This is a genomic window from Herbaspirillum rhizosphaerae, assembly GCF_046025915.1.
GTDB classification, from domain to species: Bacteria; Pseudomonadota; Gammaproteobacteria; order Burkholderiales; family Burkholderiaceae_D; genus Herbaspirillum; species Herbaspirillum rhizosphaerae_A.
Genome location: NZ_JAQQFR010000003.1, coordinates 247,505 through 270,716, shown reverse-complemented (window position 1 = coordinate 270,716; position 23,212 = coordinate 247,505). Strand labels below are relative to the sequence as shown.

Annotated in this window: 16 protein-coding genes; 7 read left to right on the top strand and 9 right to left on the bottom strand. The window is 58.1% G+C overall.

Annotated features, from left to right (window positions below; all coding sequences use genetic code 11):
* Positions 1-119 precede the first annotated feature (119 nt).
* Entirely contained in the window at positions 120-2,384 is a 2,265-nt protein-coding gene (locus PQR63_RS06170) for an arginine/lysine/ornithine decarboxylase (protein WP_144969731.1), read from the top strand.
* A gap of 90 nt (positions 2,385-2,474) precedes the next feature.
* On the opposite strand, the gene PQR63_RS06165 is transcribed toward PQR63_RS06170, so the two are convergent.
* Both PQR63_RS06165 and PQR63_RS06160 read right to left on the bottom strand, forming a co-directional pair.
* Positions 2,475-2,999: a chromate transporter gene (locus PQR63_RS06165; protein WP_408166526.1), complete on the bottom strand. Its 525-nt coding sequence runs from the start codon at positions 2,997-2,999 to the stop codon at positions 2,475-2,477.
* Complete coding sequence (locus PQR63_RS06160) at positions 2,996-3,601, bottom strand: chromate transporter (protein ID WP_408166786.1); 606 nt, start codon at positions 3,599-3,601, stop codon at positions 2,996-2,998. Before PQR63_RS06160 ends, PQR63_RS06165 begins: the two co-directional genes overlap by 4 nt.
* A gap of 168 nt (positions 3,602-3,769) precedes the next feature.
* Here PQR63_RS06160 and PQR63_RS06155 point away from each other — a divergent pair, with 168 nt between their 5' ends.
* Complete coding sequence (locus PQR63_RS06155) at positions 3,770-4,702, top strand: LysR family transcriptional regulator (protein WP_408166524.1); 933 nt, start codon at positions 3,770-3,772, stop codon at positions 4,700-4,702.
* A gap of 88 nt (positions 4,703-4,790) precedes the next feature.
* Here PQR63_RS06155 and dcd read toward each other — a convergent pair whose 3' ends face one another.
* Positions 4,791-5,357, bottom strand: coding sequence for a dCTP deaminase (gene dcd, locus PQR63_RS06150; protein WP_016833037.1), 567 nt, complete (start codon positions 5,355-5,357; stop codon positions 4,791-4,793).
* A 107-nt stretch (positions 5,358-5,464) separates the two neighbouring features.
* Positions 5,465-9,607: an ATP-dependent RNA helicase HrpA gene (gene hrpA / locus PQR63_RS06145; RefSeq protein WP_408166522.1), complete on the bottom strand. Its 4,143-nt coding sequence runs from the start codon at positions 9,605-9,607 to the stop codon at positions 5,465-5,467.
* Between the two features lie 295 nt (positions 9,608-9,902).
* Between hrpA and argA the strand changes: the two genes are divergently transcribed.
* From argA to PQR63_RS06130, 3 genes are all read left to right on the top strand, one after another.
* Entirely contained in the window at positions 9,903-11,231 is a 1,329-nt protein-coding gene (argA, locus tag PQR63_RS06140; RefSeq protein ID WP_157050740.1) for an amino-acid N-acetyltransferase, read from the top strand.
* A gap of 130 nt (positions 11,232-11,361) precedes the next feature.
* Entirely contained in the window at positions 11,362-11,637 is a 276-nt protein-coding gene (locus PQR63_RS06135; protein WP_408166520.1) for an oxidative damage protection protein, read from the top strand.
* A gap of 285 nt (positions 11,638-11,922) precedes the next feature.
* Positions 11,923-14,664, top strand: coding sequence for a M16 family metallopeptidase (locus PQR63_RS06130; RefSeq protein ID WP_408166518.1), 2,742 nt, complete (start codon positions 11,923-11,925; stop codon positions 14,662-14,664).
* Positions 14,665-14,749: 85 nt separating this feature from the next.
* Here the strand turns inward: PQR63_RS06130 and rpiA are convergent, their stop codons facing one another.
* The 3 genes from rpiA to PQR63_RS06115 all read right to left on the bottom strand — a co-directional run bounded on the left by rpiA (position 14,750) and on the right by PQR63_RS06115 (position 18,321).
* Positions 14,750-15,421, bottom strand: coding sequence for a ribose-5-phosphate isomerase RpiA (gene rpiA / locus PQR63_RS06125; RefSeq protein WP_408166516.1), 672 nt, complete (start codon positions 15,419-15,421; stop codon positions 14,750-14,752).
* Between the two features lie 62 nt (positions 15,422-15,483).
* Positions 15,484-17,247, bottom strand: a complete 1,764-nt coding sequence (locus tag PQR63_RS06120; protein ID WP_408166514.1) for a cation:proton antiporter — start codon at positions 17,245-17,247, stop codon at positions 15,484-15,486.
* A gap of 564 nt (positions 17,248-17,811) precedes the next feature.
* Positions 17,812-18,321, bottom strand: a complete 510-nt coding sequence (locus PQR63_RS06115; RefSeq protein WP_007876291.1) for an Lrp/AsnC family transcriptional regulator — start codon at positions 18,319-18,321, stop codon at positions 17,812-17,814.
* 306 nt (positions 18,322-18,627) lie between these two features.
* Here PQR63_RS06115 and PQR63_RS06110 point away from each other — a divergent pair, with 306 nt between their 5' ends.
* Positions 18,628-19,764, top strand: a complete 1,137-nt coding sequence (locus PQR63_RS06110) for a branched-chain amino acid ABC transporter substrate-binding protein (RefSeq protein ID WP_408166512.1) — start codon at positions 18,628-18,630, stop codon at positions 19,762-19,764.
* Between the two features lie 131 nt (positions 19,765-19,895).
* Here PQR63_RS06110 and PQR63_RS06105 read toward each other — a convergent pair whose 3' ends face one another.
* Positions 19,896-20,225 carry a c-type cytochrome gene (locus tag PQR63_RS06105; RefSeq protein ID WP_408166510.1) on the bottom strand — a complete coding sequence of 110 codons (330 nt, stop codon included), beginning with the start codon at positions 20,223-20,225 and terminating at the stop codon, positions 19,896-19,898.
* A 209-nt stretch (positions 20,226-20,434) separates the two neighbouring features.
* Complete coding sequence (ilvD, locus tag PQR63_RS06100) at positions 20,435-22,105, bottom strand: dihydroxy-acid dehydratase (protein WP_408166508.1); 1,671 nt, start codon at positions 22,103-22,105, stop codon at positions 20,435-20,437.
* 169 nt (positions 22,106-22,274) lie between these two features.
* Here ilvD and PQR63_RS06095 point away from each other — a divergent pair, with 169 nt between their 5' ends.
* Entirely contained in the window at positions 22,275-23,180 is a 906-nt protein-coding gene (locus tag PQR63_RS06095; protein WP_408166506.1) for a LysR family transcriptional regulator, read from the top strand.
* Positions 23,181-23,212 lie beyond the last annotated feature (32 nt).

Here is a 23,212-nt window from a genome sequence, read left to right as displayed (position 1 = left end):
TTTGACCGGCTTGTCCCGATACACTGAAGACAGCCGTCCGAGCGCGTAAGCTTTTCGCCCAGGCGCGGTGTTAACTGAACGCATGATCACCACCCCACATGCGCTCTCCTGGAGAACCTATGAAATTCCGTTTCCCCATCGTCATCATCGACGAAGATTTCCGTTCTGAAAACACTTCCGGTCTGGGCATTCGCGCCCTGGCCGACGCCATCAAGGAAGAAGGCATGGAAGTGCTGGGCGTGACCAGTTACGGCGACCTGTCGCAGTTCGCGCAGCAACAATCGCGTGCGTCCGCCTTCATCCTGTCGATCGACGATGAAGAATTCGGCGCCGGCTCGTCCGAAGAAACCGATTTCGCGCTGAAATCCCTGCGCGCCTTCGTCAGCGAAATCCGCCACAAGAACGCCGACATCCCGATTTATCTGTACGGTGAAACCCGCACCTCGCGCGATATCCCCAACGACATCCTGCGCGAACTGCACGGCTTCATCCACATGTTCGAAGACACGCCAGAATTCGTGGCGCGCCACATCATCCGCGAAGCCAAGTCTTACCTTGACGGCCTGGCGCCGCCATTCTTCCGCGCGCTGGTGCACTACGCGCAGGACGGTTCGTATTCATGGCACTGCCCGGGACACTCGGGTGGCGTGGCTTTCCTGAAGTCGCCGATCGGCCAGATGTTCCACCAATTCTTCGGTGAGAACATGTTGCGCGCCGACGTCTGCAACGCCGTGGAAGAACTCGGCCAGCTGCTCGACCACACCGGCCCGGTTGCCGATTCGGAACGCAACGCTGCGCGCATCTTCAACGCCGACCACTGCTATTTCGTCACCAACGGAACCTCGACGTCCAACAAGATGGTCTGGCACTCGACGGTTGCGCCAGGCGACATCGTGGTCGTCGATCGCAACTGCCACAAGTCCATCCTGCACTCCATCATCATGACCGGCGCGATTCCCGTCTTCCTGATGCCGACGCGTAACCACCTCGGCATCATCGGACCGATCCCGCTGGAAGAGTTCACGATGGAAAGCATCCGTCGCAAAATCGAAGCCAACCCGTTCGCGCGCGAAGCCGTGAACAAGAAGCCACGCATCCTGACCATCACGCAATCGACCTACGACGGCGTGGTCTACAACGTCGAGACTTTGAAAGAAATGCTCGACGGCGAAATCGACACCCTGCACTTCGACGAAGCCTGGCTGCCGCACGCAACTTTCCATGACTTCTACAAAGACATGCACGCCATCGGCAAGGATAGGCCGCGCGCCAAGAAGTCGATGATCTTTTCGACGCAATCGACCCACAAGCTGCTGGCCGGTTTGTCGCAGGCGTCGCAGATTCTGGTGCGCGAATCTGAAACCGTGCAGCTGGATCAGGACGCCTTCAACGAAGCCTTCCTGATGCACACCTCGACCTCGCCGCAATACTCGATCATCGCCTCGTGCGACGTTGCTGCTGCAATGATGGAAGCACCGGGCGGCACCGCGCTGGTAGAAGAAAGTATTCTGGAAGCGCTGGATTTCCGCCGCGCCATGAAGAAGATTGACCAGGAATTCGGTCAGGACTGGTGGTTCCAGGTGTGGGGCCCGAACAGCTTCTCCGCCGACGGTATCGGCGAGCGCGAAGACTGGGTCATCAAAGCGGAAGACGACTGGCACGGTTTTGGTAATCTGGCTCCAGGCTTCAACATGCTCGACCCGATCAAGGCGACCATCGTTACTCCCGGCTTGTCGCTCGACGGCAAATTCGGCGAGAACGGCATCCCTGCATCGATCGTCACCAAGTACCTGGCGGAACACGGCGTTATCGTCGAAAAATGCGGTCTGTATTCCTTCTTCATCATGTTCACTATCGGCATCACCAAGGGCCGCTGGAACACGCTGGTGACAGCGCTGCAGCAGTTCAAGGACGACTACGACAAGAACCAGCCGATCTGGCGCATCCTGCCCGAGTTCGCCGCCGCGAACCAGGGCCGCAACGCGCGCTACGAGCGTCTGGGCCTGCGCGACCTGTGCCAGCAAATCCACGAAACCTATCGTGCCTACGACGTCGCGCGTCTGACGACAGAGATGTACCTGTCCGACATGCAACCGGCGATGAAGCCATCCGATGCGTTCTCGAAAATGGCTCACCGCGAAATCGACCGCGTGCCGCTGGACGAACTCGAAGGCCGCGTCACCTCAATCCTGTTGACGCCTTACCCACCGGGCATCCCGCTGCTGATCCCGGGAGAAATCTTCAACAAGACCATCGTCGACTACCTGAAGTTTGCGCGTGATTTCAATGAGAAATTCCCGGGATTCGAAACCGACGTGCACGGCCTGGTAAAACGCGAAGTGGACGGCCGCCGCGATTATTTTGTGGATTGCGTGCGTCAATAAACGCTATTTCTGGCATGCGTAAAAAAAGCCGATCCGGAGAAAACGGATCGGCTTTTTTATTGCCGGAATGACTTCAGCAACAGTCGTGCTTTACCGCAAGAAAATCATCCCAGCCGCCGCTCCGCCGAACAACAACCACAGCGGATGAATCTTGGTCTTGATCGAGATGGCGGCTGTTGCCGCCGTAATCACAGCAAGGATGCCGTTGGTGACCGATGCGTGTGCGATCAGCGCAGCGCTGGCGGCGACCAGACCGGCCGTCACCGGCAACAGGCCGGATTGGACATGACGGCGCCATGGTTTGTCTTTGAAGCGCTCCCACACATGCAGCATCACGATGGTCACCAGCGACGAAGGGCCGAACTTGGCCAGCGTCGTCACCAGCATGCCGTAGAAACCGGCCACGTGCCAGCCGACCAGCGTCACGATCATCAGGTTGGGGCCGGGTGCTGCCTGACCCAAGGCGAACAAAGCGCTGAAATCTTCCGCCGTCATCCAGTGATGGACTTCCACCACCTGGCGTTGCATCTCAGGGAGGATAGTGTTGCCGCCGCCGAATGCCAGCACCGACAGTTCGGAAAAAATCATGGCAAGTGCAATCAGGGTTTCGCTCATTTTGCGGCTCCCTTTTCGGCGTTAGTTTTTGCGGCCTTCTTGTCTGCGAACTTCGCGGTGATGACCACGCTCACCGGCGTCATCACCAGCATGGTCCAGAGCAGAGGAATACGCAGCCAGGCGATGGCGATGAAGCAGACGGTGGCCAGCGCAGCCAGCACCAGGTTCTTGCGCAGCGGCAGTGCGATCTTGACTGCCATCTGAATCAGCAAGCCGGCAGCCGCAGCAGCCAGCCCGGCAAACAGATGTTTGATATTGGGATCGTGCTGGTAATGCTGATAGAGGATGCCGAGCATGATCACCACCATGGACGGCACGGCGATCAGGCCGAAGATAGCCGACACGGCGCCCTTGACACCCCGAAAGCGCATGCCGAGGGCCACCGACAGGTTGATGATATTGCCGCCCGGCAGGAACTGACAGAGGCCAAGCAACTCCACGAATTCGGCTTCGGTCAGCCAGCGATGGCGTTCGACGACCATGCGATGCGCCAGTGGCAACGCGCCGCCGAAGGCCGTCATGCCGAGGCCGAGAAAGCCGAGAAACAGGTCTTTCGACGTGGGGATCACCCGGCCGGAGGCACGATCGTCGTGACCATCCATGGCGCTGGTTGTAGACCTTGTTGCTGCTGTGGAATCTGGTGGAATATTTTGGTTGTGCATGATGGTTCGCCTTCGCTGCGGGGACTTGTGCCGCGACAAACGAAAGGCTACTCTTGCAGAGTTATTTTGTCTAATATATGGCAAGTACCATATCCATATTTAAATCATATGTCATCCATCGACTTGCGCCTGCTGCGCTACTTCATCGCCGTCGCCGAAGAGGGTCATCTGACCAAGGCCGCACAACGCATCGGCATCCAACAACCGCCGCTGAGCCAGCAGATACGGGCACTGGAAAATGAGCTGGGCGTGACCTTGTTCAATCGCCTGCCGCGCGGCATGGAATTGACCGAAAGCGGCCATGCCCTGCTCATCGATGCGCGCATTATTTTGTCTCAGGTCGATTCGACCGTTGCGGGCGTGCGACGGATTGCACGCGGTGAGTTGGGGCGTATCGCGGTTGGTTTTACCGAGTCAGCGTCGCTGCATCCCTTCGTACCGACCGTAATCCGCGCCTTCCGCGACGTCGCGCCTGATGTGGCGCTGACGGTGGAAGAAAGCAGCACCACCGATCTGGTGGCGCTATTGAGTCAGAACCGGATCGACGTGGCCTTCATCCGCTCCCCGGTAGGCGACGTCAGCGATATCACTATCGAAATGATGATGGTCGAACAGATGATCGTCGCCCTGCCTTCGGGACATCCGCTGGTGCGCAACAAGCGGCGCAAGAGTGTGCCACTGGCGGCACTTGCGGAAGAAATCTTCGTCCTCAACCGCCGGCCCAGCGGACCGGGCCTGTACGACACCATCATCGCGGCCTGTCGCGCCGCCGGCTTCAGTCCGCGCGTGGAGCAGGAGGCACGCAAGAACCTGTCGACGCTGAGCCTGGTGGCAGCCGGTCTCGGTATCTCCATCATCCCGGCATCGATGCGCCACGTCGAACTGGAATCCGTCGCCTACCTGAACATCGAAGATGCTCCCGACCTGAAAGCGCCATTGCATCTGGCCTATCGCGACAACGATCAGTCAGGCGCGGTAAAACGCTTTATCGGTGAAGCCAGAAAGTGTGCAAAGGCGAGCAAGAAGCTAGGTACGACCTGACAGCACGACCGGCATGCGCCAATGAAAACAGCCGCATGTCCTGAGAACATACGGCTGTTTTTTGATCGAGTCAATTCTCTGAATCGACTCAGGTCTTCGGCAAGGTCACGCCATGCTGGCCCTGGTATTTGCCGCCGCGATCCTTGTAGGAAGTCTCGCAAATCTCGTCGCTTTCGAAGAACAGCACCTGCGCGCAGCCTTCACCGGCGTAGATCTTGGCCGGCAGCGGCGTGGTGTTGGAAAACTCCAGCGTGACGTAGCCTTCCCATTCGGGTTCGAAAGGCGTGACGTTGACGATGATGCCGCAACGCGCGTAGGTCGACTTGCCAAGGCAAATGGTCAACACGCTGCGCGGGATGCGGAAGTATTCCACGGTGCGCGCCAAGGCGAACGAGTTCGGTGGAATGATGCAAACGTCGCCATGAAAATCGACGAAGGATTTTTCATCGAAATTCTTGGGATCGACAATGGTCGAGTTGATGTTGGTAAAGATCTTGAATTCGTTGGCGCAGCGAATATCGTAGCCATACGACGAGGTCCCGTAGGACACGATCTTCTGGCCATTGGCCTCACGGACCTGACCGGGTTCGAAGGGTTCGATCATGCCTTCGCTTTCCGCCATGCGACGGATCCATTTGTCGGATTTGATTGCCATTGTCTTTTTGTAAATGAATTGCGATAAAAGTGCTGCAATTTTACGCTAAATGCAGCATCGTTCCCTCAAACCTGCTGTCGGCAGGCAATATTCCGTCGCGATCCTGCCTAGCGTTGCATGGTTTCCCATACTTTTTGCAGGCGCTTGACCGAAACGGGCATTGGCGTACGCAACTCCTGCGCGTACAGCGACACCCGCAATTCTTCCAGTAACCAGCGGAATTCAAGCATCTTCGGATCGTTGGCGCCGCGATCCTTTTGCGCGCGCTGCCACGGTGCGGCGACCTGCATCCACTCGGACAGCAGACGCGTGTCGCGGGTCGGATCGGCGCGCAGTTTTTCCAGCCGGACATTGACCGCCTTCAAGTAGCGCGGGAAATGCATCAGGTTGTTGTAGTCGTTGTCTGCGATGAAGCGCTTGCCGACCAGGTTTTGCAACTGCGACTGGATGTCGGCCGAGGCCTGGGCGTGCGCCTTGATGGTTTGCAGCTTCTTCGGCAGCGTGTAGTACTCGGCCAATACCAGTCCGGCCAGCCGCGCGAGTTCATTGACCAGCAGACCAAAGCGCGCTTTGCCCTCTTCCTTGCGGCGATTGAATTCATCGGCGTTGCGCGGCAACGGCTCTTGCATGAAGGCGCGCTCCAGACCTGCGAACAGGATCTGATCGCGCAATTCTTCCTGCGAACCCAGCGCCATGAACTGCATTCCCATTTGTTGCAAGCCGGGAATGTTCTTTTCCTGATACTTGAGCTGCTCTTTCAACTGCAACGCAAACAAGCGGCGCAGGCCGGCGAAATGCTGGCGCGCGGCATCGGTGGGATCGTCGAAGACTTCAAGATCGCAATGCGTCTTCTTGTCGACCAGCGCCGGGAAGCCGATCAGCGTTTGCGACTTTCCTGGGCCACCTCGCTGAATCTCCAGCAGTTCAGGTAACTCGCCGAAGGTCCAGTTGGTGAGATTGCCGTATTCAGAGACCGACGCTGCGCCGGCACTCGAACTTGCCGTCGGCGCTGCCTTGGCAGCCGCCGGTTTGTCCGCAGCAGGCGACGCAGTAGCGGAGGCTGTCGGCGTAGCGATACCGGTAATCGCAGTCTGTTCGGCCAGCTTTTGAAACTGTTCACGCGCCTGACCGCCGAACTCGGCTTGCAGACTGCCAAGATTGCGGCCCATTTCCAGCTGACGGCCATGTTCATCGATGATCTTGAAGTTCATCGCGTGATGCGCAGGCAAGGTCTCTTGCTTGAAGTCTGTCGTCTTCACCATGATCGTGATCTGCTCGCGGATATCGGCGATCAGGGCATCGATCAAATCTCCTTTGCCGAACAGATGGCGCTCATCCATGCGCTCACAGAAACCGGCGGCGTAGTCCGGCAACGGCACGCAATGTCGGCGCAATTTTTGCGGCAGCGACTTGAGCAGAAGATGGACTTTTTCCTTGAGCATGCCGGGCACCAGCCATTCGCAGCGTGCGGCCGAGACTTGGTTCAATGCGTACAGCGGCACAGTCAGCGTGACACCGTCGCGCGGCGTGCCGGGCTCAAAATGGTAAGACAGTGCCATGCTCAAACCCGCCACCGTCATGGTCTTGGGGAATAGCTCGGTGGTCACGCCCGCGGCTTCGTGACGCATGAGGTCGTCGCGGTTCAGGAACAGCATTTTGGAATCTGCAGCAGTGGCGTCCTTGTGCCACTTCTCAAAACCAATGCCGTTGCAGACGTCTGCCGGAATCAGCTTGTCGTAGAACGCCGCGATCAGTTCGTCATCCACCAGGACGTCGAGGCGGCGCGATTTGTGTTCAAGGTTTTCGATCTCGCGTACCAGCTTCTGGTTGTGCGCAAAGAACGGCGCGCGCGTCTCGAAGTCACCGCCGACCAGCGCATCGCGGATGAAGATTTCACGTGCTTCCTGCGGATTGATCAGGCCGAAGTTGATACGGCGCTGGCTGTACACCACGAGGCCGTACAAGGTCGCACGTTCAGATGCTGTCACTTGAGCGCTGCGCTTTTCCCAGCGCGGTTCGCCCCAGGATTTCTTGAGCAGGTGACCGCCTACGCGCTCCAGCCATTCCGGTTGAATCTGCGCGACGCAACGCGCATACAGGCGCGAGGTATCAACCAGCTCAGCGGCAACGATCCACTTGCCTGCTTTTTTCTGCAGGCTGGAACCAGGCCAGATGTGGAACTTGATACCGCGCGCGCCGAGGTAGTGTGAATCCTCATCAGACTTGAAACCGACGTTGCCTAGCAAGCCGGTCAGCAAAGCGGTATGCAATTGTTCGTTGGTCGCCGGCGCTTCGTTCATGCGCCAGCCCTGCTCGCGCACGATGGTCAGCAATTGCGAATGCACATCGCGCCACTCACGCAGACGCAGCTGCGACAGGAAGTTGGCGCGGCAATGGTCTTGCAGCTGGCGATTGGATTTTTTGTGCTCGATGGCTTCTTCGAACCACTTCCAGATCTTGAGGTAACTCTGGAATTCGGATTTCTCGTCAGCGAATTTCTTGTGTGCCTGGTCGGCGGCGTTCTGCGCTTCCATCGGGCGGTCGCGCGGATCCTGTACCGATAACGCCGAGGCAATGATCAGCAATTCGGACAGACAGGCGTTCTCGCGTCCGGCCAGAATCATGCGGCCCACACGCGGATCGAGCGGCAGCTTGGCGAGCTGATTGCCCAGCGGTGTCAATTGGTTGAATTCGTCAACCGCGCCCAGTTCTTGCAGCAACTGGTAACCGTCGGCAATCGCGCGGCCCAGCGGTGGCTCAATGAAGGGGAAGGTCTCGACATCGGCAAGATGCAGCGACTTCATCCGCAGGATGACTGATGCCAACGACGAGCGGAGGATTTCCGGCTCGGTGAATTTGGGACGTTGCAGATAATCCTGCTCGTCGTACAGGCGAATACAGACGCCCGCAGCAACACGGCCGCAACGGCCGGCGCGCTGATTGGCGGCAGATTGCGCGACTGCTTCGATCTGCAGCTGCTCGACCTTGTTGCGGTAGCTGTAGCGCTTTACGCGCGCCAGACCGGCATCGACCACATAGCGGATGCCCGGTACGGTCAGCGAGGTTTCGGCGACGTTGGTCGCCAGCACGATGCGGCGCGCATTGCTGGATTTGAAGACACGCTCCTGCTCTTGCGCCGACAAGCGCGCGAACAAGGGCAGGATTTCCACATGCGGCGGATGGTGCTTGCGCAGCGCTTCGGCGGCATCGCGGATTTCACGTTCGCCGGGCAAGAACACCAGCACGTCGCCGGAGCCGATGCGCGCCAACTCGTCGACGGCGTCAACCACGGCGTCCATCAGGTCGCGCTGTTCGCGGTCCTTTTGCGCTTGCGTTGCACGGCCTTCGGCCCGTGCACGCGCGTTGACCACTTCCGGGGCAAGGTTTAGGTTGCTGCGGTCGGCATTGTCGACCGGACGATAACGAATCTCGACCGGATACAAGCGGCCCGAGACTTCAATCACCGGTGCCGGCTTGAGCTCGCCGTTGACCTCTTTGCCGAAGTGACGCGCAAAACGGTCGGCGTCAATGGTCGCCGAGGTGATGATGACCTTCAGGTCGGGACGCTTCGGCAACAGTTGCTTCAGGTAGCCGAGCAGGAAGTCGATGTTGAGGCTGCGTTCATGCGCCTCATCGATGATGATGGTGTCGTACTGGCGCAGCAGCGGATCGGTCTGCGTCTCCGCCAGCAAAATGCCGTCGGTCATCAGCTTGACCCACGCGCCCTTGGTCAGCGTGTCGTTGAAGCGCACCTTGAAGCCGACGTGTTCGCCCGGCGGTGTACCGAGTTCCTGCGCGATGCGCTTGGCAGTCGACGACGCGGCGATACGACGTGGTTGGGTGTGGCCGATCAGGCCCTTTTCGCCGCGACCGAGTTGCAGACAAATTTTTGGCAACTGCGTGGTCTTGCCGGAACCGGTCTCACCGCTGACGATGATGACCTGATTGGCTTGCAAGGCCTCGGCGATCTCCTGACGACGGCCGGAAACCGGCAGCTCTTCAGGGAAGGTAATCTCGGGCAGCGGGTTGCGCACCGGTGGTGCTGGTGGGGCAGATGGTGCAGACTGCGCGCGTTCAGGACGTTGCTGATTGCGTTGCCCTCGCTGAGCAGGCGCGCCTGGCTGGCCTTGCTGCTTAGACTGACCTTTTGGCTGCCCCTGCTCTGGCTGACCTGCAGCGCGCTCGGGGCGACGGGCTTCCTTGCTTGGCGAAGGGGACGGATTTTGGGGGGGTGGATTCGTGACTGACATGACAGGCGGGATTATACCTGCCGCAGCAGCTTCCTTGTGGCTTCGCAGCGGTGTTGCAATCCAGTCCGGGTACAGTCTGCGCCTGCATGGAGCCGCACCACATTCGTCATGGATGGTTAGAACTCATTTCATAAATAGCGGCGAGTGCGAACGATCCTGTTTGGGATGTAGTGCAAGGCGCGTCGCGCAGCCAAGGGTGGGTTCCCTTGGCAAGCGGCGCGACGCGTCACGCGCCTTGCCAGTGCCCTTTCTGGTGCAAACGCATCTCACCGCTATTTATGAAATGAGTTCTATAATGCGCAACATGGAAAATGACACCGATTACGCCAGTTTCGTGGCGTGGCTGCGCTCCGTCGCACCTTATGTACATGCTTTTCGCGGCAAGACCTTTGTGGTCGCCTTTCCGGGCGAACTGGTAACGGCAGGCGGCTTGGCCGTTCTGGCGCAAGACTTGTCGTTGCTGCATGCCCTCGGCATCCGCGTCGTCGTGGTACACGGCTCACGACCCCAGGTCGAAGAGCAACTGGCGCTGCGTAACGTGGAAGCCCGCTTCCACAACGGCCTGCGCATTACCGACCCGGCTGCGCTGGAATGCGCCAAGGAAGCCGCCGGCGAACTGCGCCTGGATATTGAAGCCGCCTTCAGCCAAGGCTTGCCGAATACGCCGATGGCGCATGCGGCTATCCGTGTCATTTCCGGCAACTTTGTGACGGCGCGTCCAATGGGCGTGATTGACGGCGCCGACCTGCAACTGACCGGCATCGTCCGTAAGGTCGCGGCCGACGCCATCCATCCGATTCTCAACGCAGGCGGCATCGTGCTGCTGTCGCCGCTGGGCTTCTCGCCGACCGGCGAAGCGTTCAATCTGGCGATGGAAGACGTGGCGGTAACAGCCGCCATCGCCCTGCGCGCCGAGAAACTGATTTTCCTGAGCGAAACACCGCTGATGCACGATGCCGCCGGCACTGACATCCGCGAGTTGTCGTCGCACCAGGCCGAAGCCGTGCTGCTGGCCAACTTCCTGCCGCCGGACGCCGCCTTCTACCTGAAGAACGCCGTCAAGGCCTGTAACGCCGGCGTGTCGCGCGCGCACATCGTGCCGTTCGCCACCGATGGATCGGTGCTGCTGGAGCTGTTTACCCATGATGGTATCGGCACCATGATCACCTATGAGAACCTCGAAAGCCTGCGCGAAGCCACGATTGAAGACGTCGGCGGCATCCTCAAGCTGATCGAACCGCTGGAAGCCGACGGCACGCTGGTCAAGCGCGGCCGCGAACTGATCGAGCGCGAGATCCATTACTTCTCGGTGATCGAGCATGACAACGTGATCTTTGGCTGTGCGGCGCTCTATCCTTTCCCGAAGGAAAGAATGGGCGAAATGGCCTGCCTCACCGTCAATCCGGAAGTCCAGGCGCAAGGCGACGGCGAGCGTATCCTCAAGCACATCGAAACGCGCGCGCGCGAGTCGGGCCTGACCAAGCTGTTCGTGCTGACCACGCGCACCTCGCACTGGTTCATGCGGCGCGGCTTCGTGCTGGCGACGGTGGACGACCTGCCCAAGGACAGACAACACATGTACAACTGGCAACGCAAGTCGCTGGTGCTGATCAAGAATCTATAATGTCGGGATCAGGACGTGAGGCTGCACGTGAAATTGACATATCGTGCACTCAACCGCTGAATCTTCTTTTGAAGCGATGCGCCTCTCATGTCTGACCTGAATACATCATCAATTTACACAAGGAATCAACATGGCACGCACGATCCATTGCATCAAACTGAACAAGGAAGCCGAAGGCCTCGACTTCCCTCCGTACCCGGGCGAACTGGGCAAGCGTATTTACGAAAGCGTGTCCAAGGAAGCCTGGGCCGGATGGCTCAAACACCAGACCATGCTGGTCAATGAAAACCGCCTGATGCTGGCTGACGCACGCGCACGCAAGTACCTGGCCGTGCAGATGGAAAAGCATTTCTTCGGCGAAGGCGCCGATGCTGCGCACGGCTACGTACCGCCGCCAAGCGAATAAGACCGGGCACGCTGCCATCAGCTACCCGTGGTTCAGGCGGATCGCTACGCCTGAACCGCCGCCTTCCTCCCTCGCTGTTCTCCCTTCCGCTTCACCACGACATTCTTTCACCGGTTCCTGAGCACCACGGATTTTTTGCGCCGTTTGCAGGTCTACTCTCGTCACGCCGCTGTAAATCCGCCGTCATGCGACAATTCACAGAATACGCATCGCTGCTAACCGCCACTAACTGCTGCTGACTTTGCGTCCTCTTTTTGTGTCCCTTGATCATTCATTCAGGAAAACATGCCTCTGCTCCGTCCCGCTTCTTTTTCCCGCCGCATTGCTCGTTACACCCTTCCGCTGCTACTGACTTTTGCTGCTGCCGCCGCTGCCCAAGCACCTGCAGCGCTTCCTTCCGGCGTCACGCAAGGGCCATCCGCCGAGGGTATCAGCGAATATCGCTTCAGCAATGGCTTCAAGCTGTTGCTCATGCCTGATGCCAGCAAACCGACGGTGACCGTCAACATGACGTATCTGGTCGGCTCGCGCCAGGAAAACTACGGCGAAACCGGTATGGCACATCTGCTGGAACACCTGATGTTCAAGGGCACACCCAAGCACAGCGCGATCCCGCAAGAGTTCAGCAAGCGCGGCATGAACTTCAACGGCACCACCTCACTGGATCGCACCAACTATTACGAATTCTTCCCTGCCGGCGACGAGAACCTGCAATGGGCCATCACCATGGAAGCCGATCGCATGCTGAACTCGTTCATCGCGCGCAAGGATCTGGACAGCGAGATGACCGTCGTACGCAATGAGTTTGAAAGCGGCGAAAACTCACCCAGCTCGGTCATGGTCAAGCGCATGCAAAGCGTCGCCTTCGACTGGCACAACTACGGCAACGCCACCATCGGCAACCGCAGCGACATCGAGCACGTCAAGATCGAGAACCTGCAAGCCTTCTACCGCACCTACTATCAACCCGACAATGCGGTACTGCTGATCGCAGGCAAGTTCGATCCGACCAAGGTATTGGAATGGGTCAATCAGAGTTTCGGCAAGATGGCGAAACCAACGCGTGCCCTGCCGGATTTCTGGACGGTGGAACCGACGCAGGACGGCGAGCGCCAGTTCACCATTCGCCGCAGCGGTGACGTGCAGCTGGTCTATGTCGGCTACAAGATTCCGGCAGGCCTGCATATCGACTCGGACGCCATCGGCGTTGCAGCGGATATCCTGGCTGACACGCCGAACGGTCGCCTGCACAAGCTGCTGGTGGAGACTGGCAAGGCCAGCGCGATCATGCAATTTCAACTGGGTGGCTATGCCCCGGGATTGCAGATCATCGGCGCTGTAGTCAAGAAAGGCGAACCGCTGGAGCCGGTGCGTCAGGCATTGACGGACGCCATCGAATCCTTTGCGACAACGCCGCCGACGGAAGCCGAAATGGCGCGCGTGCGCGTCAGCAATGCCAACGCCTACGAAAAGCTGCTGAGCGATCACCAGCGCATCGGTATCGCCCTGTCCAACGTCCTGGCGCTGGGCGACTGGCGCTTGCTGTTTGCCGGCCGCGATCAGGTTGCGGCAATGACACCACAACAAGTTGCGACGGCAGCGGCGAGTTATTTCCGCCGCGACAACCGCACTGTCGGCCTGTTCGTTCCTGAAGACCAGCCGCAACGCAGCGACATCCCGGCAGCACCAAGCATCGACAGCGCGCTGAAAAACTACCAGCCGCGCGCCGCCATCGCCACCGGCGAAGCCTTTGACTCCTCGCCGGCTAATCTGGATCTGCGTACCCAGCATATCCGTATCGGCGGGCTGAAGGTCGCATTGCTGCCGAAGAAGACGCGCGGTCAGACTGTCTCGGTCAGCATGAAGCTGGACTGGGGCGATACCCAAAGCCTGTTCGGCAAGCGGACCGTCGCCGGCATGACCGGTGAAATGCTGGGACGCGGCAGCCAATCGATGACGCGCGAACAACTGGCCGATGAATTCGCCCGGCTGAAGATCAGCGGCGGCGTCTACAACTTCCAGACCACGCGCGGCAATCTCGACGCCGCCCTGCGCCTGATGGCCGACGTGCTGCAACATCCTCGCTTCGACGCCGCCGAGTTCGAACAACTGCGCAAGCAAACCCTGGTCAGCCTGGAATCCTCGCGCAACGATCCGACCTCGCGCGCACAAGAAGCGCTGGCCAAGCACTTCGATCACTACCCCGCCGGCGACTGGCGCGCAGCACGCTCGCTGGATCTTCGTATCGCCGAAGTGCAGGCGGTGTCGCTCGACGACGTCAAGGCATTCCACCGTAATTTTTACGGCGCATCCAACGGTGAAATCGCCATCGTCGGCGACTTTGACTCAGACGCTGCGGCGCGCACCATTCAGCAAAACCTGTCGAACTGGACCAGCGCGGCGCCCTATCAACGCGTCTTGCAAGACTACGCCGACATCGCGCCTGCACGCCTGATGATCAATACCCCGGACAAGGAAAACGGCACGCTCATCGCCCGCCTCAATCTCGACATGCGCGACGAAGATCCCGACTACCCGGCACTGGTTGTCGCCAACTACCTGATCGGCGGCGCCAGCCTCAAATCACGCTTGGCCGACCGTGTGCGCCAGCGTGACGGCCTGTCGTACAGCGTCAGCTCCTTCCTGTCGGTCAGCGCCATTAGCAACGCGGCGCAAATCGGCATTGGCGCCATCGCCGCCCCGCAGAATCTGGACAAGGTCGACGCCGCCATCCGCGAAGAATTGCAGCGCATGCTCAAAGACGGCTTCACACAAGAAGAACTCGACCGCGCCAAATCCGGCATCCGCCAGCAACGCGAACAGGCTCGCGCGCAAGACGACACCATCAGCAATGGCTGGGTCAATCTGCTTGATCTGGATCGCACCTATGCCTGGGCAGCGCAACTGGATCAGCGCATTGCCGCGCTGACGCTGGATCAGATCAACGATGTGGTTCGCAAGCGTCTCACGCTCGACAAAATGAGTGTCGTGATTGCGCGAGATGAGAGCAAGGCGAAGCAGCCTTAAGATTCAAGCAATCTCATCAGCCATAAAAAAAGCCGCCCAATGACAACAAGGCGGCTTTTTTCATCGACAAAGAAAACCAGAGTTCTCAGAACTCCAGCTTCTTGACACCTTCCGGCATCCCCAGCAAACAAACATTCGCTCCCTGACGCGCAAACAAGCCAACCGTCACAACACCAACGATATTATTGATTGCCGCCTCAATCTCCGCCGGCTCGGTGATGCTCAAACCCACCGCGTCCAGAATATAGCAACCGTTATCCGTCACCAATGGTTTGCCATCCTTCATCCGCAGCTTGGCCTCACAACCCAGCGCCGACAACTTGCGTGCCGCCACGCTGCTCGCCATCGGAATCACTTCCACCGGCAGCGGGAACTTGCCCAACACGTCCACCAGCTTGGAACCGTCGGCGATACACACAAACTTCTGCGCCACCGACGCCACGATCTTCTCGCGTGTCAGCGCTGCACCGCCGCCCTTGATCATCGCGCCTGCGGCGTTGATCTCGTCGGCACCGTCGATATAGACCGGCATGGTTTCCACGTCATTGAGGTCGAAGACCTTGATGCCGTGACCGCGCAGGCGCTCTGCCGTCGCTTCCGAAGAAGCCACCGCGCCCTTGATGCGATCCTTAATCTTGGCAAGTTCATCGATGAAAAAATTGGCGGTCGAACCGGTGCCGACGCCGATGATTTCACCGTCAACCACGTATTCGATGGCAGCACGTGCTACAGCTTGTTTGAGTTCGTCTTGAGTCATGACAGAGTAAGAAAAAAGTTAAAGCGAATCGGGATGAAGCTTAGTGAGAATCTTGTGCGAAATTAATGCGAGTCCTCGGGCTTTTCGTCCAGCGTCTCGAACAGGGCAATCTGTAGTCGGGAATGCAACTTGACCAGCTTGCTCCACAACAACCACAGCAACCCCGCAGCACCCAGCAGCACGAAGGCCAGCAGGTTGAGCGGCGGCAAGATGCTGGCGCTCAGGACAAAGATCAGCAACATGATACCGACAATCGACATGACCGGTATCACTTCGGCAATCACGCGCCGCGCACCCGTGGTGTACGAACCGGCGAATTCCGGCTTGACGCCGACCTCGGCCAACAGCATCGCCAGCGCCTGCAGTTTGCGGTAAGTCGCGATCAGGAAAGGCAGCGATAATACCAGAGCACCGCCCCAGATCACGGCTTTGTGGATTTGCCGGTCACTGATCCAGGCCGACAGCCAACGGCTGATGCCGTCCACGAAAAACGCGCCGGCCAGGAAAATTGCCACCACCAGCGCGATGTTCACCAGCACCTGCAACAGAATGCGCCGGATGATTTTGCTGATTTCTGCCCGTTCGCCTTGCGGCTGCAGGCTTTCCAGCCAGCCGGAATACATGCCGAGGATGCCGGAGATTTTTTTCGGCACCAGCGAGACGGCTTTGCTCGACAAGGGATCCGCCGCCTTGATCAGATACGGTGTCAGCAACGCGGTCACCGCCGACACCGCCACCACGATCGGATAGAGGAAATCGCTGGTCACCTTCAGGCTCACGCCGAGCGCGGCAATGATGAAAGAGAACTCGCCGATCTGCGCCAGCCCCATGCCCACACGCATCGGCGTACGGCCACCGTGACCGGCCAGGAAAGTACCGATGCCGCAGCTGAACAGTTTGCCGAACACCACCGCCAGCGTGATTACCAGAATAGGCAGCCAGTATTGCGCCAACACGTTTGGATCAAACAACAAGCCGATGGCGACGAAGAAGATGGCGCTGAACATGTCACGGATCGATTCAATCAGGCGTTCGATCCGATGGATCTGGCGCGATTCCGCCATGATTGCACCGACCAGGAAGGCACCCAGCGCAACGCTGTATTGCAGCTTCATCACCAGCAGGCAGAAGCCGAACAGGATGCCCAGCACGGTGACCAGCAGCATCTCATTGCTCTTGAAGCGCGCGACGTAATTGAGCAGGCGCGGAACGACCAGGATGCCGACCACCAGCGACACGATCATGAACAGCAGCAGCTTACCGACGGTATTGACCACTTCGCCGGAATCGACCGAGCCGCTGGTAGCAATACCGGACAACAAGGCAATCATGCCGATGGCGAGGATGTCTTCGACGATCAGGATACCGAAGATGATCTGGGCGAACTTCTCGTTCTTCATGCCCAGCTCATTGAGCGCCTTGACGATGATGGTGGTCGACGATACGGCCAACATAGCGCCAAGGAAAACCGCGTCCATGGTCTTCCAGCCGAAATAGATACCGATCTCGTAACCGATCCAGATCATCAGCATGATCTCGGCAACGGCTGCGACGACGGCTGTCGCGCCAACTTTAGCGAGCTTCTTGAGACTGAACTCCAGCCCCAGCGAAAACAGCAGGAAGATCACACCCAGCTCGGACAGGATGTGGACGGTCTTGTCGTCCTGGATCAGATTGAATGGCGGCGTGTGCGGGCCGATGATGACGCCGGCCACAATATAGCCGAGCACCACCGGTTGCTTGAAGCGGTTGAACACGACGGTGACGACACCAGCGATCAGCATGATCACGGCAAGGTCCTGGATAAACAGTTCAACAGCATGCATGCGTTGTATTCCCCTTTAAGGCAGGCCGACTGGCGGCTTGGTTGACGATGTATGACTGGCTTGCGGCAATTGCCGGACCAGTTTTCGGATTGGACGCACGATGTTTGCCCTCTCTGCGGCAATACGTCGATACGAGGAATGGATGAGCCCTCTTGCCGGGCCGACCAATTGATTGGCTGATTGCCCGATTGAGTTTGCTTCGTTGGTTAGCCGACGGTGGCGATGTTTTGGCCGGTGTCAGCTTGTTTCTGCAGATTCAGCTTAGTTCGGCTCGGTCAACTTATCTTCAGCGTACTGAAAGACTAGCTGCAGCCGATAGGCTACGACGATTGGATTTGGTGCATCTGCTGAATTGCTGCACCGTATCGTCGCTGGCAGGCGCAAAGTTAGCACAGACGACATGGCGTCTGCAAATTTTATCTCGATGCGGACGCAGGAAAAATATGCGGAGATGCGCGGAGATAAGCAGCTCCGGCGAGGGAAAGCGCAATTCGGATCATTGGATCCGATCTGAATACAAGGGCAGGCACAGAAAGTGCTAATAAGCCTTCTTGTTGCTTTGCCCTACTCCGGCACACGCACCTGAATTTCAGCAGCCTTTTCGTCGAACGTGATCCGTGTGGCGAATTTTGCGCGCTTCATCGGAAAACGCGACTGGAAGTGGCGGACATTGCCGGAGCCGGAAATGACACGACGCACAAACTGATAGTACGCATCCATATCGATCACATGCACCGCCAGAAAATAGTCATATTCACCCGATACGAAATAGCACTGCATCACCTCGGCCTCTTTCGCCATGCGCTGCTCGAACTCCTGCATGTGCTCGTCGGATTGATTGTTGAGCGAGATTTCAAGGAAAGCCAGCATGCCGTAGCCAAGCGCAAAGGGGTCGACCATCGCCACTTCGGCGTTGATGATGCCGGCTTCGCGCAGCTCGCGAATACGGCGCAGACAGGTCGGTTGCGAGATGTGCAATTTCTCCGCCAGGATACGGGTCGGAATCTGATTGTCTTTCTGCAGCAAGTTCAGGAGCTTGCGGTCGACCTTATCGAGCGTATGGTATTTGGGCATAAAAACGAAAGTTCAATTTTTTTCAATCAGGCACTCAAAAAGCCTTTGCAAGCTGTTTCTTATGTTGTACCGTCTGCATTATTCGGAAAACGACGTTGAATAGTACCGTGTGTTTTATAGTCTGTGAAACGTGCTTATAAAACATCTCTACACAACGTCTCTGAATAAGCAAAAATGGGCTGTTGCAAAATCGGGAGACCGGTCGCTTCGGAGGAGAACCCAAAAGATGCGCATCGACTCGGCTTTCACCAGTCGCAAATCAGTGTCATAGCAAGCGTAGTCTATTTCAATCTACAGAGGGAATTTATGAAACTCAAGAGCACAATTATTACTGGCGCAATCGCATTGGCTTTCGCTGGCTCCGCTTATTCGCAAGAAGTCATCAAGATCGCTCACGTCGGCCCTCTCTCCGGTCCTAACGCTCACATGGGCAAGGACAATGAAAACGGCGCCCGTATGGCGATCGACGAACTGAACGCCAAGGGTTTCATGATCGGCGGCAAAAAAGTCAAATTCGAACTGGTTGGTGAAGACGATGCTTCCGATCCGAAGCAAGCGACTGCCGTCGCAACCAAGCTGGTCGACCAAAAGGTCGCAGCCGTTATCGGTCACTTGAATTCCGGCACCACCATCCCTGCTTCCAAGATTTATAACGATGCAGGCATTCCACAAGTGTCGCCATCGGCTACCAATCCCAAGTACACACAACAAGGCTTCAAGACAGCATTCCGCGTTGTCGCCAACGATGCGCAACTGGGCGCCGTGCTGGGCAAATACGCTGTGACAGCACTGAAGTCCAAGAGCGTCGCCGTGATCGATGACCGTACTGCATACGGCCAAGGCGTTGCTGAAGAATTCGCCAAGGGCGCACAAGGTGCAGGTGCAACGATCGTCGGCAAGCAATTCACCAACGACAAGGCAACCGACTTCAACGCGATCCTGACTTCGATCAAGGCCAAGAAGCCTGAAGTCGTGTTCTTCGGCGGTATGGATGCTGTCGGCGGTCCAATGCTGCGTCAGATGAAACAACTGGGCATCAATGCCAAGTTCATGGGCGGCGACGGTATCTGCACCGGCTCCCTGCCAGGTCTGGCCGGCGATGGCCTGATCGATGATCAAGTCGTTTGCGCTGAAGCAGGCGGTGTGGATGAGTCCGGCAAGAAGGGCATGGACGACTTCCGCGCAGCTTACAAGAAGAAATTCGGCATCGACGTCGTCTATAACGCTGCTTACGCTTATGACGCGACAATGACTGTTGCTGACGCAATGAAGAAGGCAAACTCGGCTGAACCAGCCAAGTACCTGCCTGAACTGGCAAAGATCAGCCACAAGGGTGTAACAGGCACTATCGCCTTTGACTCCCATGGCGATATCAAGAACGGTTCGCTGACTCTGTACACATACAAGAAGGGTGAACGTACCCTGCTGGCCGTGGTCAAGTAAGCTTCCGCTTCACCATGAAGAACGCGCCTGATGAAAGTCAGGCGCGTTTTTTATTGGCCGAAAGAACGCAGGCAACAAAAAAGCGCTCAATGAGCGCTTTTTCAATTGTGCGGCAAGGTGCTTTCGTACGATTACTTCTGCGTCAGCACCCACTTCACCAGCGTACGGGCTTCCGCTTCGGAAACCTGCGCGTTGGCCGGCATCGGGATAGCACCCCAGACTCCGGAACCGCCCTTCAGCACTTTTTGCGTCAGCTTGTCTTCGGCGTCTTTCTGGCCTTTGTACTTTGTTGCCACATCCTTGAATGCCGGACCGACGATCTTGGTCTGGACCGAGTGACAGGCCATGCAATTTTTTGACTTGGCCAGATCAGCTGGCGCTGCCTGCGCGAAAGCCTGGGCAGAAAAGCCAAATGCGCCGAATGCCAACGCAGCCGAGGCGAAGAATAAATACTGTTTCATTGTTACCCTCCAAGAAGTTCTGCGTATTCTACAACTCTTTGCGAGGTCGCTTGTATGCGCTGGCGCATATAAACATCATGTTTCCGCACAGGCATTGCAGAGATAAAAGTGAGATGCATTTACGATATTATTTACGACGATGCATGCCATAAAAAAGCCGGATCACTCCGGCTTTTTCATTACTGTCAGGCGACGGATGAATACACCGATCAACCTGTGACAGCTCCCTTGCTAGCCGTCGATGCCAGCGCGGCATATTTGGCCAGCACGCCGCGGGTATAACGCGGCGCAGGCTGCTTCCAGTTGGCGCGGCGGCGTGCGATTTCTGCATCGTCGACGTTGAGCTGGATCAGCAATTGACGAGCATCGATGGTGACCGAATCGCCCTCTTCCACCAGAGCGATGACGCCGCCGACGAAAGCTTCCGGCGCGACGTGACCAACCACCATGCCCCAGGTGCCGCCCGAGAAACGACCGTCGGTGATCAGGCCGACGGATTCACCCAGGCCTTTGCCGATCAGCGCCGAAGTCGGCGCCAGCATTTCCGGCATGCCGGGTCCGCCTTTCGGGCCCAGATAACGCATCACGAGGACGTCGCCCGGCTTGATCTTGTCGGCGAGTATCGCATCCATGGCGGTGTATTCGTCTTCGAACACGCGCGCCGGTCCGGTGATGACCGGATTCTTGAGGCCGGTGATCTTGGCGACGCAGCCTTCCGGGGCCAGATTGCCCTTGAGGATGGCCAGATGGCCCTGCTTGTACAGCGCCTTGTCGATAGGACGAATGACGTCCTGATCAGCGCGCAGGTCGGGGATGTTTTCCAGTTCTTCAGCGATGGTCTTGCCGGTGATGGTCAGGCAATCGCCATGCAGCATGCCGGCTTGATGCAGTACCTTCAGCACAGCAGGAATGCCGCCGGCCTTGTGCAGGTCGGTAGCCACATATTTACCGGATGGCTTGAGGTCGCAGATGACCGGTACTTTTTGACGGATGCGCTCGAAGTCGTCGATAGTCCATTCCACTTCCGCTGCGTGGGCAATCGCCAGGAAGTGCAATACGGCGTTGGTGGAACCGCCCGTCGCCATGATCAGCGAGACGGCATTTTCGATCGACTTGCGGGTGATGATGTCGCGCGGCTTGATGTCCTTTTTGACGGCTTCTACTAGCACGCGGGCCGACTCGGCTGCGGAACCGGTTTTTTCGTCATCAGGATTGGCCATGGTTGAGGAGTAGAACAGGCCCATGCCCAGCGCCTCAAACGCCGACGACATGGTGTTGGCGGTGTACATCCCGCCGCAGGAACCCGACGATGGACAGGCATTGCGCTCGATGCCGTCGAAGTCTTCCTGCGACATGCGTCCGGCAGAGAACTCGCCAACGGCTTCGAAGGCCGAGACGATGGTGAGATCCTTGCCCTTCCAGTTGCCCGGCTTGATGGTGCCGCCGTAGACATAAATGCCCGGCACGTTGGTGCGCGCCAGCGCGATCATGCCGCCCGGCATATTCTTGTCGCAGCCGCCGATGACGACGACGCCGTCCATCCATTGGCCGTTGACCGCGGTTTCGATACAGTCGGCAATGACTTCGCGTGAAATCAACGAGTACTTCATGCCTTCCGTACCCATCGACATCCCGTCGGAGATGGTCGGCGTGCCGAATACCTGCGGGTTGGCGCCAGCCTGTTTGATGGCTGAAATCGCCACGTCAGCCAGCTTTTGCAGACCCGAGTTGCACGGCGTGATGGTGGAATGACCGTTGGCAATGCCGATCATCGGCTTGTCGAAGTCTTCCTTTTCATAGCCCAATGCGTAATACATCGAGCGGTTCGGACTACGCGAAACGCCTTGCGTAATGTTCTTTGAGCGGCGATTGAATGGCATGCTTGTCTCCTGGTTAATTCATGGAATCCCATGCGGTCCACACCAGAAACAAAGCTGGCGTGAACCTGTCCATCGACTGCGTGGACGCGGTTCTGGCTGCGGGATAGATTGCCTTGCGCAATGCCTTCTGTCAAATATATGATTCGTCATCGATTAAGACGGATTACATATGAGTGCAGATTCCAGATTGGAGTTGCGCCAGTTGCGCTACTTCGTTGCCGTTGCCGAAGAAAAACACTTTGGCCGTGCCGCCATACGCTTGCACATGACCCAGCCGCCGTTGTCGCAAACCATACAGGCACTGGAAGAAATGCTGGGCACGCCACTGTTTGCACGCACCAAACGCAGCGTGGCGCTGACGCCGGCCGGGATGGCCTTGCTGCCGGAAGCGCAGCGCCTTCTGCAACAAGCCAGCGCGCTGCCGGATCTGGCAAGGCGCGCAGCCAGCGGTGCCTCAGGTCTGCTATCACTATCGTTCATTTCCACTGCGGATTACAGTATTCTGCCGCCACTGCTACAACAATTCCGGGCGCGCTATCCGCAAGTTCAGATCGACCTGCGGGAAGCGACCACCGACGTCCAGCTGGAAGATCTGATGCAAGGCAAGATCGACGCCGGGCTTCTGTTACCGCCCCTGCCGGACAAAGCGCAGAGCGCGCTCGATTATCTGCCGCTGCTGTCCGAGCCGCTGGTGGCGGCGATTCCGAGCGGCGTGGTGCGCGGCAAGAATGCGATTGCGCTCAGAAGCATTCGGGAACTACCGCTGATCATCTTCCCGCGCCGGATTTCTCCCGCGTTCCATGACACCATCCTGAGCTGCTTCCGCGACGCTGGCGTGACGCCGGACATCGGGCAAGAAGCGATTCAGATGCAAACTATCGTCGGCCTGGTGTCGGCTGGCATGGGTATGGCACTTGTGCCACAATCCGTGTCTAACTTGCAGCGTCCCGGCGTCGATTATCGCCCGCTGACCGGCAAGGTACCGTTGATTGAAACCGGCCTGGCCTGGCGGCGCGACAGCGCTTCGCCGGTGTTGCGCGCGTTTCTCGACATGGTGGCGACACCGCCAACGTGACGCTACCGTAGTTGCTGCAGCCCCTAACATTC

What these genes read in the sequence shown, in the direction of transcription:
- PQR63_RS06110 (WP_408166512.1), top strand. Translation starts at nt 18,628, where the DNA reads ATGAAACTCAAGAGCACAATTATTACTGGCGCAATCGCATTGGCTTTC.
- PQR63_RS06130 (WP_408166518.1), top strand. Translation starts at nt 11,923, where the DNA reads ATGCCTCTGCTCCGTCCCGCTTCTTTTTCCCGCCGCATTGCTCGTTAC.
- PQR63_RS06115 (WP_007876291.1), bottom strand. Translation starts at nt 18,321, where the DNA reads ATGCCCAAATACCATACGCTCGATAAGGTCGACCGCAAGCTCCTGAAC.
- PQR63_RS06105 (WP_408166510.1), bottom strand. Translation starts at nt 20,225, where the DNA reads ATGAAACAGTATTTATTCTTCGCCTCGGCTGCGTTGGCATTCGGCGCA.
- hrpA (WP_408166522.1), bottom strand. Translation starts at nt 9,607, where the DNA reads ATGTCAGTCACGAATCCACCCCCCCAAAATCCGTCCCCTTCGCCAAGC.
- PQR63_RS06165 (WP_408166526.1), bottom strand. Translation starts at nt 2,999, where the DNA reads ATGAGCGAAACCCTGATTGCACTTGCCATGATTTTTTCCGAACTGTCG.
- PQR63_RS06170 (WP_144969731.1), top strand. Translation starts at nt 120, where the DNA reads ATGAAATTCCGTTTCCCCATCGTCATCATCGACGAAGATTTCCGTTCT.
- PQR63_RS06120 (WP_408166514.1), bottom strand. Translation starts at nt 17,247, where the DNA reads ATGCATGCTGTTGAACTGTTTATCCAGGACCTTGCCGTGATCATGCTG.
- PQR63_RS06135 (WP_408166520.1), top strand. Translation starts at nt 11,362, where the DNA reads ATGGCACGCACGATCCATTGCATCAAACTGAACAAGGAAGCCGAAGGC.
- ilvD (WP_408166508.1), bottom strand. Translation starts at nt 22,105, where the DNA reads ATGCCATTCAATCGCCGCTCAAAGAACATTACGCAAGGCGTTTCGCGT.
- dcd (WP_016833037.1), bottom strand. Translation starts at nt 5,357, where the DNA reads ATGGCAATCAAATCCGACAAATGGATCCGTCGCATGGCGGAAAGCGAA.
- PQR63_RS06095 (WP_408166506.1), top strand. Translation starts at nt 22,275, where the DNA reads ATGAGTGCAGATTCCAGATTGGAGTTGCGCCAGTTGCGCTACTTCGTT.
- PQR63_RS06155 (WP_408166524.1), top strand. Translation starts at nt 3,770, where the DNA reads ATGTCATCCATCGACTTGCGCCTGCTGCGCTACTTCATCGCCGTCGCC.
- PQR63_RS06160 (WP_408166786.1), bottom strand. Translation starts at nt 3,601, where the DNA reads ATGGATGGTCACGACGATCGTGCCTCCGGCCGGGTGATCCCCACGTCG.
- rpiA (WP_408166516.1), bottom strand. Translation starts at nt 15,421, where the DNA reads ATGACTCAAGACGAACTCAAACAAGCTGTAGCACGTGCTGCCATCGAA.
- argA (WP_157050740.1), top strand. Translation starts at nt 9,903, where the DNA reads ATGCGCAACATGGAAAATGACACCGATTACGCCAGTTTCGTGGCGTGG.